This window comes from Streptomyces sp. NBC_01707 (assembly GCF_041438805.1).
Lineage (GTDB): Bacteria > Actinomycetota > Actinomycetes > Streptomycetales > Streptomycetaceae > Streptomyces.
The window spans coordinates 299,193-312,363 of record NZ_CP109191.1 but is presented as its reverse complement, the minus strand read 5'-3'; the positions used below and the strand labels follow the sequence as shown (position 1 = coordinate 312,363).

Annotated in this window: 5 protein-coding genes; 3 read left to right on the top strand and 2 right to left on the bottom strand. The window is 67.8% G+C overall.

All coding sequences use genetic code 11. The features are described 5' to 3' along the window. On the bottom strand, nucleotides 1-4,509 hold a 4,509-nt coding region (mobF, locus tag OG963_RS44220), incomplete at its 3' end, for a MobF family relaxase (RefSeq protein WP_331750309.1). A 1,103-nt stretch (nucleotides 4,510-5,612) separates the two neighbouring features. Beyond that, the gene (locus OG963_RS44215; protein WP_331750308.1) at nucleotides 5,613-8,750 is read right to left on the bottom strand and encodes a S8 family serine peptidase; all 3,138 of its coding nucleotides are present in this window, start codon (nucleotides 8,748-8,750) and stop codon (nucleotides 5,613-5,615) included. A gap of 1,117 nt (nucleotides 8,751-9,867) precedes the next feature. Here OG963_RS44215 and OG963_RS44210 point away from each other — a divergent pair. The 3 genes from OG963_RS44210 (at nucleotide 9,868) to OG963_RS44200 (ending at nucleotide 13,057) form a co-directional block, all read left to right on the top strand. Next, nucleotides 9,868-10,029, top strand: coding sequence for a hypothetical protein (locus OG963_RS44210; RefSeq protein ID WP_319741337.1), 162 nt, complete (start codon nucleotides 9,868-9,870; stop codon nucleotides 10,027-10,029). A gap of 69 nt (nucleotides 10,030-10,098) precedes the next feature. Continuing rightward, a complete protein-coding gene (locus OG963_RS44205) occupies nucleotides 10,099-11,382 on the top strand; it encodes a YcaO-like family protein (protein ID WP_331750306.1) in 1,284 nt (427 codons plus the stop codon). 202 nt (nucleotides 11,383-11,584) lie between these two features. After that, complete coding sequence (locus OG963_RS44200) at nucleotides 11,585-13,057, top strand: SagB family peptide dehydrogenase (protein ID WP_331750304.1); 1,473 nt, start codon at nucleotides 11,585-11,587, stop codon at nucleotides 13,055-13,057. Nucleotides 13,058-13,171 lie beyond the last annotated feature (114 nt).

Sequence of the window (13,171 nt, the reverse complement as noted above, 5' to 3'; positions counted from 1 at the left end):
CTCGCTGTCGAGGCCTTGGGGCCGCGGCCCGAGGACATCGGGACCGGCCTGGGGGTGGCGGCGCCGGTAGTCGCTGATCGCCGTGAGCAGCTTGGTGTAGGTGAGCTGCTCGTCCTCGTCGTCCTCACCCGGGGCGGTGATCTCCTCCATCCACGCCTGTGGCGCGGTGTCCCCGGCAAGGACGGCGGCCAAGGCGCGGCGGGCGAGGCGCGCGTCGAGAGCCGTGTACTTGAGCGGGGCGATGCCGCCGGGGTCGCGCAGCGCGGGGTGGTCGGGCAGCGCCCCGGAGTCGGGCGGGGTGTTCAGGTGGTTGAGGGCGGCTTCGAGGACGACCGAGGCGGGCGCGTCGGGGGACGGCAGCTGCACCGGGCGGCGGCGCCCGGTCAGCGCACGGACCCGCATCTCGAGGTCGTCCCAGGCGGTCGCGTCGTCCGGGCCGGCCGGCCGGGGACCCAGACCCGGCACCGCAGTGATGGCATGGCGGGTACGCCACAGCTCCACCAGGGCACAGGTCATGGACCAGGCCGTGCGGCGCAGCGGCGCCGTGTGGGGTGGCGGTGGTCCGAGTGATCGGGCCCAGGCGGGCGGGGCGGCAGCCAGTGTGTGACCACGGTCGGCCAGCGAACGGGCCAGGATGCGGTGGCGCTCGGCAAGATGGTGGCGCCAGTGCTCAGGCGTTGCCCGGTGGGTGAGGGCGTGCCGGTCGGCGACCCAGTCGGGTATCTCACCGCGGTGGTCGGGACGGTGGGCAAGGTGGTTCGGGAGCCGGTCGCGCAGGCGGAGCTCGGCGGCGATCTTCTCGACGACGCCATTGGCGCGGGCGAGCTTGGTCTTCGCGCGGTGCAGGCGCTGCGCGGTCGTCACGCGGTACCGGGCGACCGTGTGGCGGGTGACGGCCAGGGACTGGGTGCGGGTGGGCGGGCGATGGGCGCTTGGTTCGCGCTGGAAGTCCTCCCTCGCCTGGTCGCGCCAGCGCAGGTTGCGGCGTAGCTGTGACTCGTGGGTGAGGGCTGCGATCATCTGCCGGGCCGCCGGTGACAGAGCAGCTCTCCTGGCCTGGGCCCGGCGGATCTGGGTGCGGATGGTGGCGATCTGGGCGGCGAGTTCGCTGCGGGTCAAGGGTCCCAGCGGGCGGTCGGGCCACGCGGGATGGGTGTGGCCGGACCGGGTGGTGACGGGGGTAGGCAGCTGGGTGACAGCGGCGTCGGCTGCCTTCAGCTCTTCGCGCGCGGCGGCCCGGTGGTCGGCTGCGAGACGGGCCAGGGTGTCGAGTTGGTGCAGCGAGAGTCGGGCCAACGGCCGGGTGCGGCCCTCCTTTTGGAGCGTGGCTGCGTCGGCCAGGCGTTCGCGCAGCCGCCAGGTCAGGACTGCGGCCATGTCGTCGGCGTCCGCGAAACCACGCCGGTAGGCGGTGCGCTGAAGGAGGCGGGGCAGGTCGAACCCGGCGCGTTCGGCGTCGCTCAGCGCGCGGATCAGTGCCGGGTAGGCGTCGGCGGCCATGAACGCGGCGGCCCGGTCGGCGCCGAGAACGGTTTCGAGGACGCCGGTCAGGCGGGCGGTCGTGGCGCGCTCGGCGACGTCGGCGAACTCCGCGCACAGTTGACCGGGGGCGCTGATCTCTCTTTGCAGGGCGGCGATCGACTCGGTCGCCGACAGCTGGGCGCTGCGCCGGGCGGCGATGGAGGCCAGCACGTCATCGAGCCGGTCGCCGTCCTCGAGGGCGACGTAGAGCCGGTTGGTGCGGGCACCGCGCGTCAGCTGCACGTAGACGCCTTCACGGTTGGAGCGCGTCGACGCCAGTGCGTGGGAGGTGTCCACGGTCATGCCCTGGGCGCGGTGGATCGTGGAAGCGTAGCCGAGCTCGCACTGGGCGGCGACGTAGTCGGCGGGCAGCCGGATCCGGCCGCGGTGCCCGGTGTGCCGGACCACGACGTCACCGTTGGCGGTGATGGCTTGGATGGTCCAGGTGTCGCCGTTCTTCACGAAGTCCCGGCCACCGCGCAGGGTCATGCGGCGCCGGTTGAGGCGGGTGACGATGACGTCGCCGACGTGGGCGTGCTGCCGGGCGCGCAGGGCGACCGCACGGCGGGTGTCGACGTCACCGGCGGCGATGTGCCAGGCCTGGGCGCGCTGATTGAGGGCGGTGACCGTCGCCGTATCGGCCGCGGTCATGAGCGCGTTGATGCCTTTACCGCAGTCTTTGGCCCAGGCGTCGAAGACCGCGTCGCACATCGCGTCGTAGCTTCCGGCGACGATCCGCCCCTTGTCCCGGTACCACGTGAACGCGTCGCGGTGATTGTCGCCGTCGCGCAGACCGAGGGAGGCGTCGGCTTCGCCGGGGGTGCGGAAGCGGTGCAGCCGGTCGAGCTCGACCGCGCCGCCCGCCCGGGCGATGAGCCGCAGCGCTCCCCCGGCCTCGACAGCGGCGAGCTGGTGCGGGTCGCCGAGCAGCCGCACCACGGCACCGACGGCCGCTGCGTCGGTGAGGATCCGGTCCAGCAGCAGCGTCCCGGCCATGCCCGCCTCGTCGACCAGGACCACGTCCCCGGGGCGCAGCTGGAAGTCCTTGCCGACCTCCTTGCCGTCGGCCGCGCGGCCGCGCTGATGAAGCCAGGAATGCATCGTGTGGGCGCGCCGGTTCAGGTCCGCGCCGAGAACCTTCGCGGCACGGGACGACGGTGCGAGCGGTATCAACCGGCCTCCCGAGGCGTCCATCGCCCGGGCCACGAGCCGCATCGCCGTCGTCTTCCCGGCACCGGCGGGTCCGAGACCGGCGAGCAGCAGCCGGTCCGACAATGCAAACGAGCGGGCCAGTTCACGCTGCCCGGCATCCATCGGACCGCGATGCAGGGCGGCGACCCGTTCGAAGGTGCCGCGTCCCACGGGCGGGATGACGTGGGTGCGAGCGGCGGCCAGCAGCCGGTTCTCAGCGGCCAACAGCGAGTGGGTGGTGTAGGCGGCGGACCCGATCGGCCGGTAGACACTGCTGCCGTCCGCGCGGACCAGGTCGGGGTGGGTGGGGTTGATCTCGGGTGGGGTGATGTCCAGGCAGTCGCCGTGGACGAGGGCCCGGTCAGTGATCTGTTCGGCCAGGTCGTGCGGGGCGGTGGCACCGCCGTAGGTGCGCATCAGGTAGCGGCGGGCCTCGGCCAGGATGTGGCGGCGGCGGAAGGTGGTGCGGCGTTCGCTGACCGCGGCAAGCACCTCCGCGGCCGCCGCCTCGGGATCGACGCCCGTGTGGGGGTGCTGCTCTGTGGCGGCGGCCTGCGCGGTGGCGAGCAGGTTGTCGACGGTTGCCCGGCTGGTCGCGGCGATCGCCCGGGTCCGCCAGGTGGCCAGGAGGTCGTCGAGAGAGCGGGCCTTGCCTTTGCGTGGGCGGGTCAACAGGGTCGCGCGGCCCTGCAGGCGCGGCCGCATGGACGGGCCCGGCTCCCGTCCGTAACGGCGCCGGTAATCGTCGAACAAGGTCTCCGCCATGGTCCGCACAGCGGTGGCCCGCTGCGAGAACTCCGACCGGATCCGGCGGTCGATGCCGACGATTCTCATCACCGGACGCTGTCCCGGGGTGACCTCGACTTCCTCGGCGACCAGGCCCAGGCGGGCGCAGACCAACTCGAGGGCCCGCTGGTTGAACAGCTCACTGGCCGCGACCACTTCCCGCAGCAGCAGCCTCGAGTCGAGGTTGCGCCACCGCCCGTCCGGCCCTTTGACGCGGGGGCTGATGACCACGTGCTCGTGGAGCATCGGGTCTCCGGCGCGCGATTCGTAGTGGAGGTAGACCGTCGCCAGCAGGCCCGGTACGGCCCGCTGCTGGGCGATTCCGCCTGGCCCGGTACGTACCGCGAGGGCGTTCTCCTCCAGCCAGGCCACCGTCTCTGCGCGGGCCTGGGCCAGGACTTCCAGGACGATCCGCCGCACCTCGGGGCTGCCCAGGGCGAACAGGAGGGACAACTCTTCGGAGGCAAAGGTCAGGTCGAAGCCGGTCCGGGCGTGACGCTGGGGGCCGGTACGGACGGCCAGGAAACGGCCGAGTTCGGCGCCATCAACGGGCGGACGGTGGTACTCGGCCTCGAACACGCGCGCCGCAGACCGCATCCGCAAGTGCCGTGTCTCCGCCTTCGTCAGCGGCCGGCACAACTCCTCGACAGCGTGCTGCAGAACCTCCTCGATCTCCTCGTCCAACGGCGAGAGCTCGGACAGTCGCGGAACAGCCGGGCCGAGCCTCGCCGCCCTGAAAGCCTGCTTCGACGTGCCACCGTCACCCAGCACCCGGGCCACAATCTCCACCGCGTCCGGGTGCATACCCAAGCCGAACAGCGCACCCATCTGCGGCTCACTCACCACACCCGACAACCCCAGCACCCCGGCCGCCCGGCCGTGCCACACCCCCGGAGGAACACCAGGCTCACCCGAGGACACAGTCACCCCACTACCCCGAGCACCATCACCCGCCGCGATACTGCGCCGGTAATAGGAGTAGTTCCTCGCCGTAAGCCCCTTCGCCGTCATCCCCACAACACCAGCCGAACACCCCACACCAGACACACCCGCGCCCAGAACCGGAACCTCCCAAAGCCTCGGAAACAACCTACGAACACCTCCCGCCACCCGGGAAAGCCCGCTTCCTGAGCGGGCAGCGGCAAAAAGTGCCAGAGGTGTGTCCCACAACCAGCCCCACCACCCGCAGACCACCCCACCCCCATTCACAGCTGTCCAGCACCCGGCGTGCCGCCCAGACGCAGCACCCCACCACCCCGACCCACCCTCACGCTCACCCACCGGCACACACCCACCGGCACACACCCGACAGACAACCCCCGCCACCACCCGCACATACAGCGACGACACCGACCCCCGTCCCCGGTCCACCGCCAACAACCGACGCGCCACCCAACTGACAGCGCCACCACCACGTCCCCCACGACCTGATCTACCCCGACGAGATCCCACCCGGCGCGCTCGCCCTCCAGCCCGAGGGCGGTGAGCACCCACGGGGCCGCGGCCTGCCAGCGTTCGCCGGACAGCAGCTTGACGCGCGGTCGCCCCACCGGTCCGCGCCACTGTGACCGAGAACGGTAGGTGGCGGATCGCGCTTGCTCCGGTGCAGGTCAGAGGCGTTCGGAGAAAGCTGGTTGGCAGATCACGAGAAGGATTGTTGGCAGACCATGCCACCTTCGGCCCCGACCGTGAGCACGTCACCGCAGGTGGGCGCGCTAGTCCTCGGTGTGACCGAAGGATCCGCCAACAATCCTTCTCGCCCGCCACCTAAAGATCTCGGTCACAGCCGCATGCGTACCCGTCCCGCCGCCGCTGCAGCCACCGGTGCAGCCGCTCCAGCACGCAGAACGTATGCGCGGGCCTTGTTCACCGCCCCGAGCCGGTCCACCGGGTCGGCGAAAACCAGCCGCCGGCACGACCCGGTCACCAAGTCCCGAGCTACCTCGGCCGCAACCACCCTCTTCAGTGCTGTAGCGGGCAACCAGCTCGCGACGCCACTCCGGGCTCGAGGTGTGGTCAGCAGGCACATGGCCGATGCTGCGGGCATACCCGTGCGGCCCCTGTCCGCGGTCTCCACCGCGGACAGGGGCCCTTTCGTCAGCCTCCCGCCGTCGCTACTTCAGGCCGAAGGCGCGGATCACGGTCTGGCTCACGCTGTTCCCCTTCGTGTCCCGCGCCGTCGTGCGCAGGCTCGCGAAGCGGGCCCGGGACGGCGCGTCGAGCTGCGCCTTCCAGGCGCCGCCCGACTGCCTCAGTGTCGTCCGGCGCCACGTCACACCGTCGTCGTAGGAGACTTCCACCGTCGCCGTGCGTATCGCGCCCGCGCCCGCCGCTCCCTTCAGGTGCGACGGGGTGACCGTCAGCCCGGTCCGCCGGTGCGCCTTGCCGGACAGGTCGGTGGCCACCGCATAGTCGAGCTGCACCAGCGGGAGAGGCGTGAGAACCGCGTAGTCCTTGGTGCTGGAGGTGAACCCCCACTCGGTGCGCGTACGGGTCGAATACGGCCGGTCCGGCAGGCTCCGCTTGCCCTCGACCACCATCCGGTAGGGCAGCGGGTCCGGTGACACGTTTTCGACGGTGACGATCCGCTCGTTGACGTCCTCGCCGAGCAGCTCGTCGCCCTGGTAGAGCGAGATCTTCGAGGTGTCGCTGTCCGCCCAGACGACACCCGCGTGACCGTCGGCGTCGCCCCAGGCCGGTACGACGGACGTGCTGATGACGTCGCCAGCCCGGAAGGGGGCCTGCCAGCTGATGCCGTCGTTGAGCAGTCGCGGGCGCTGGACGGGTGAGAACCAGCTCTCGCCGGTGGTGCTGCGCGGCTGGTACGAACGCGCCAGGCCCCGCTGGCCCAGGTCGCTCATGCCGGCGCCGGAGACCCAGCGGACGCCGGTGTCTGCCGTGACCCACGACGTCAGCGTGCCCTGGGTCGCAACCGGCGTGGAGTTGCTGAGCATGGGGCCGTTGAAGATGGCGGACACGTCATCGCGGTACTGGCGGGCCTCGCCCTGCTTGGTGTCGCGGAACGACTCGTCGATCCGCGCCAGTTCACCCGAGCCGGGACGGTAGGACGGGTCGCGCGGGATAGCTCCGTCGTGATGGCGGACGAGGTCATAGAGGTAGCGCGGATGCGGGTGCGAGACCACCTTCAGCGTCGCGGTGCCGGTCTTGCGGAGCCGGCTGAGCAGCCGAGTGCTGTCGTCGGTGCCGAGCGAGGCCGTCGGCAGCGGGGCGGTGTCGGGAAGGTCGGCCCAGGGGTCAAACTTTCCGTAGCCGTCGTTCAGGATCAGCAGTTGCCTGGCGCCGGCCTTCGCCGCCGCCGCGGCCTGGTCCGGGGCGGGCACGGTGTCGTTACGGCGGACGACCGCCACCTGGCCCCGCACCTTCAGCTTGCGGAAGTCCGCGCCCGAGCCGTTGCCGGCCCAGACGGCCCGGTAGGTGCCGGTGCCCTCGGGCAGCGCGCGGGACAGGCTCTGGATGACGACGTCGTCGTAGGTCTGCGAGCCGGAGGAGAACGTCAGCGGGGGCTGGATCTGCCGCCAGCGGGTCGCGAAGGTGTACGAGCCCTTCGTCACCTTCGGCGTCGGGGTCACCCAGAGGCTGTCGTACCGCCAGTACTCGGGCATGTAGCTGTCCATGAACGGGAACAGGTCGCCGTTGGTGCGGTACTGGTCCACTCGCATGAACTGGTTGGCGGTCGGCTGCGGGGTATAGGCGGCTGCCTTGCGCAGGTTCGCGGCGTCGAAGCGGACGGTGCGGTCGGCGTCGAGGTCGATCTGCGGCGCGGAGAACATGGCGAAGCCCAGCGTGTGCGTGCCGTCGATCCCTGGCACGGCGGTGTTCATCCACGCCGAGTAGGTGCTTGGGGGCAGGCGCAGGCTCATGCGGCCCGAGGCGTCGATCTCATACATCTTGGGCGCGGTGTTGCGCTCGATGTCCTTCAGGACGAGCGTGCCGGGCAGGGCGTCCCCGTGGCGGTCCTTCGCCGTGACGGACAGCGTGACCCGGCGGCCCTCCTTGTTCACGCCGACCGGCGTGCGGGTGAGGACCGTGCCGTCGGCGCGGGTGGCGGTGAGCCGACTGGAGTAGGCGGCATTGTCCTCCGCCGCGTCGAGGTGGGTGATCACGCCGACGGTGGCGGTGCCGCGCGCGGGCACGCTCAGCCGCGAGTCGGTGAGGGTGAACACACCTTCGGGCAGCTGGTCCTGGCTCAGGGACAGGTCCACGGTGACCGGCTCGGACCCGGTGTTCGTGTAGGTGACGTCCTTGCGGACGGTCTGGCCCGGCGTGTACGGGTAGTGGGCCTGGGCGAACGCGGACCCGGAGGCGAACAGTGTGGCCTTCACAGCGGCGGCGATGTCGAGCCGGCCGCTGCCGGCCTCGAAGGGGCTGAACCGCTGGGTGCTCGCGGTGGTGCTGACCAGGGCGTCCTTGAGCTGCTGCCCCGTCCAGTCCGGGTGCTTGGCGGCCAGCAGGGCCGCCGCGCCCGCGACGTGCGGTGTCGCCATGGAGGTACCGCTCATCGTCTGATAGGCGCCCTCACCCTCCGCCGCGTACTGCGAGCGGGCCGCCAGCACGTTCACACCCGGGGCGGTCAGATCGGGCTTGATGGCGTTGTCGCCCACGCGGGGGCCGCGGCTGGAGAACTCCGCCAGCTGATCCACGCCCTTCCCCGGACCGTTCACCGCGCCGACCGTCAGCGCGGCATCCGCCGCTCCCGGGGCGCCCACACTGTACGCCTCAGGACCGGAGTTGCCGGCCGCGATGACGAACAGCGTTCCGGTCTCCTCACTGAGCCGGTTCACCGCCTGGCTCAACGGGTCGGTGCCATCGGTGGGCCCGCCCCCCAGGCTCATACTGACAACCTTGGCGTGCTGGTCCCGGGCCGCCCACTCCATCCCCGCCAAAATCCAGGAGTCCTGACCACTGCCGTCGTTGTCCAGCACCTTGCCTATGTGCAGCCCCGCGCCCGGGGCGACACCCTTCTCCTTGCCGCCGGACGCCGCCCCGGTACCGGCGACAGTCGAGGCGACATGGGTGCCGTGACCCTGCCGGTCGGTGACGTCCTGCCCCGGCACGAAACTCTCCGTGGCCACGATGCGGCCGGCGAAGTCCGGGTGCGCGGCGTCGATCCCGGTGTCCAGCACCGCAACGTCCACGCCCTGCCCGGTGTCCCCGCCCGCCCAGACCTCGGGAGCCCCGATCTGCGCGGTGGTATCGGACAGCGTGGCCGTGACCTTCCCGTCCAGCCACACCTTCGCGACCCCGCCCGCCAGCGTTCCACGGGACGCGCCACCAGCAGTCCGCGCCCTCGCGAAGGATGCCGGAGTGCCCGGCGAGCAGTTCGTAGTCGCGCTTGCCAGTCGCCGCGTCGGCCACGGCTTTGAGGAACAGATCATCTAATTCTGCGGCGGACAATGAAGTGTCGACTGCGACAGCATGGGTCGCCCGAGCCGCGAAGAGCTCGATCAGTCGCTCGCTAGCCGTCGCGTCGATGCCCCAGGCCTGCAGGTTCTCGTGGCGATGAGCCTGCCGCCACGGCTCCTGGTCTACCAACGGCAACAGGACACGGCCCAGATGAGCGCAACGACGCCATAGCATGCCGTGCTCGGGGGGCACCGTCGATCCTCTCGACGGCGAGTGGACGGCCTGGGGCCGAAGACCAATTCGACGACCACCAGGCCCTCCAATTTGTCACTACGTGCAGGGCACGTACAGAACGTCGCTGTATACGGTGCCGCTAGCGGGGGAGCCGCTCGAGCTCACGACGGTCCCGTTCGTAGTGGTACGGAAGGCACGGCTCGGGTCACCGGCATGGTTCGTTCACGCAGGTTGCCGCTGTGGTCGACGACCGCAGCGGTGGCGCGCACAGGGAGTGACGCGCGGTCCCTGTCGTGTACCACTCGCTCGAAGTGTTGCTGTAGTACTCGAGGTCCGCCTCGCTGGTACAGGCTGCGGGTCCATCTGAGCACGTCCTGATGCCTCCGGTGCCCGTCATCCGGGAGCCGCTGTGGTTGGGCTTCGACGCGTAGAAATCGCAGCTCGTCGCTGCCTCAAAGGATTTGTCCTGCGTCGTGGTCACCGTGAGCTCCGGCATTCGTCTCTGCCGCCGATTCCCCCTCGGTTCCGCCTCGGTTGCCTCGGAAAACGCTTCAGGCCGCCTTCGGCCAGCCGCCGTCGGCCGCATTCCCGCAGAATCGGATCCCAGTACGGCCGAAACCCCCGGCCACTGAATTTCGGTGCGGTCTCTCTCCTGCCCGGAAGGGGTTCGCACCTCGGGCGGAACGGACCAGGAACGTGTTGACCAGCTGCTCACCGGTAAGCTTTTTCATGCAACATCTGACCTGAACGTTCTTCAAGGGAGTGCATGCCATGGGTACTGGAGACCTCAAATTGCTCTGCACCGCCGCCACCGGCAACCAGGAAAACATTCTCTCGGAAAGTGAGCGTGCAGCGATTGCTGTAATTCTCAGCGCTGGATTCGAGGACGAGAACATCAGCCAGCGAATCCTTTCGACGCCATCCGATAATTAGGTTCTGATGTGACCGCAGCCGTCTCCTCCGGAGTCGGCTGCGGCATTCAATTTTCGGAGAGGGTTATTGATGACGGAAATGACTGAGGCAACGACCTTCAATTCTGTACAGGCAGGCGAGCGGGAGAACGAACTTTCCGACGCATTTCGGCACGGAATATCTGCCGCTCGGGCCCTGGGGCTGGAAGCTAGATTTATCCCCGTCTTGGACAGTGATCCCGGCGCTTGGGCATGCGAATTGCGGAATGGCGAAGAGAGAGTTCAGGACGGCTTCGGCCTCGGGAAGGGAGGGCGGGAGGCGGCGCGAGTGGGCGCACTGTTCGAGGCGCTTGAACACTACGTGAGTGAAAAAGATTACTTCGATCCCGGCTCGGTACGAAGCGAACGGGCCCACACTCTGTCGCGCGCCGATGGTGCATTGAATCAAGATCAAGCAGTTCAATTATTCAACGAATTTCCCGATGGAGATATCGGATGCCTTGAGTACGAAGAAATCTCGTCAGGCTCGAGCATTTCCGTCCCGATCTTTCTGTCTACCCCCGGGTACGTCGATGCCGACCCGTCGTTTCGTGCGGCTCTCGGTGACACCTACGACTACTCCGCGGTGTGGCGGTACTCCAGCAACAACGGCTGGGCTTCGGGTGTCACGGCGGCCGAGGCCACTGTGCATGCACTCAATGAAGTAGTGGAACGTGACGCTTTCTCGATGTTGCTGATCCACCAGTTCCTTCGCCGCCCGCGTCAACCATTGCGTGTCGTGGACAGGAGTACTCTCCCCCCAGAGCTCTCGAGGCTGGTGGAACTTGCCGACGAAGTCACCGGCAGAACCGTTTACCTGATCGACATGACCTCAGATTTATCGGTCCCTTCCTATCTCGCCTTCCTGCCTCCGAAGAACGGAGACCCTGCTCGCATACGCGGTTGTGGTGCATCCCTGTCATCCGATCATGCGGCGCAGCGGGCGCTTAGCGAACTCATCCAGATCCAAGGGGCCGCACAGTTCAAGGACTCGGAGAGTGTCTTCCCTTCTGCGATGTTCCCCCGCCACGACGGTACTCGGGAGTACCCGGCGTTGCGGGCCTGCCGGCTAGCAGATTTCGCTGGTCGCCTACCGACCGCCGACATGGTTTCGTTCGAGTCGACGAGCCATCCAGCAACTCCCCAAGAGCATCTCGATGAGCTGCTGCGCCAGCTCTCCGGGCAGGGATACTCGGTTCTCCGTCGCCAGGCCGTGACACCGGAGGGCCTCGCTGTTGTCAACATCTTCGTCCCAGGACTGGAGCGCTTCATGCTGGTGACCGACGGCGTCCTGGTCCTTCCTGGCCCCCGTGGGCGAAGTTTCATGGGGGGCTGAACCGCGGATCCGGCCTCGGACCAGCACCAGCTGTTCAGGTGCCGGCATCTCGGCTGTCGCACGCCCGGACCGGTCTGCGGGATTTTCAATAGTTTGCGTCGATACTTTCGCTCGTCCTGAATACCGCCAGGCGATTCCATCGTCTCGCCCCGAAGCTCGCAGGCATCACTTTTTTTCTGACTCCACATCATTTCGAGAAGCAGTGAGCGGACTCGATGCTTCCTGCTGCCAAGCGGAGGATCTCATCGAAGATTTTTCACACCCCATTCGCGAAGTTCTGTCTCTTTATCGTGAGGCTCGGGTGACGTCGGATCATTCCGGTGTTACCCGAGTATATTCCGGAAGTCGTGGCATAAACCTTGGATCTCTGACATTGGGTCAGAGTTCACTTCTGGAAGTATTGTCCACCAGGTTAGAGGACAGCGATACGCTGCTGGATATCGTCCGGAGGAAAGAAGGAGAGCAGGCTCTTCTCGGGGTGCGCGAGTTGCTGCAAAAGCTGCGAGCGGGCGGCTGGGTCTCGACCACACTGAAGGCGGGAGAGACGAAAATCTTGACCTTCAGACCGCTCGGACCGGCAGTTCCGGTCGCCCTCCATCCTGCGGTTGACCCCTTCGAATTTCGAATGTCCCGATTCGTCATGTTGCGCGCCGACACTTCGGGTATGGTCATGGAATCTCCCCTGGCGCATGTTGCGGTTGAAATTCACGATGCCGCGCTCGTGGGCTTGCTGGCCTCACTGAAAAACCAGGAAACAGATGACACAAGGGGGGCGCATATTCACCCCACAGGATGGCGTGAGGCGGTTCCCGAGGTGCTGGGTGCACTGGCTCGCAACGGATTTCTTGTTCCACGCGACGGCGGCCACGAGCGCGAGTTCAGATTTACTCAATGGACTCCCCATGAGCTGCTGTTTCATAGTCGAACTCGCGGTGGACGCCATGACGCACCCTTCGGGGGAACCTATTGGGCGGTAGGGACTTTTGACCCGCTGCCTGCAGTAGCTCCACCATTCGACGGACCTGTCATCAAACTTCCTCGGGCAAATCTTCAGGAACTGCGCACGGGCGACCGAACTCTCACTGAAGCACTGGAGGATCGTCGGTCGCTGCGACTACACGACGACGCGGTACCGCTCACCATCACTCAGCTCGGCGAGTTCCTCTACCGCTGTGCTCGTAACCGGGACTCTTACAACGACGGAATGCAGCAGTTGGGCGACCGGCCCTATCCGTCAGGAGGTCGTACCTACGAGCTGGAGGTCTATCCCCTCGTCAATTGTGTCAATGGGGTTCCGCCAGGCCTGTACCACTACGACCCCGATCAACATCAGCTCGAGCTAATGAGGCGGCCGGGGCCCGCCCTGCGGCGCCTGTCCGAGATGTCTCGCCTAACGGCACAGATGCCTTCTCCTCCGCAGGTGACACTCCTGATCACTGCACGGTTCGGGCGGGTCATGTGGAAGTACTCCGCCATGGGGTACGCGATGACACTCAAGCATGTAGGGGTGCTCTATCAGGTCATGTACAGCGTCGCCACGGCTATGGGGTTGGCGGCCTGCGGCCTGGGAAGTGGTGATTCCGACGCCTTTGCCGCCGCTACGGGGCTGTCGTGGGAAACCGAGTCGACCGTGGGTGAGTTTCTCCTCGGGAGCAGACACCCCGCGGCAGCGTGAGTGAACTGTTCCGAATTCATGGATACGGGATTTTTCAGGATCGAGTCACGCACCTCCCCTTGCGTAGTTACCCGGCCAACGGCGATGTCGGGCCCAGCCCTTGAACACGTGTCC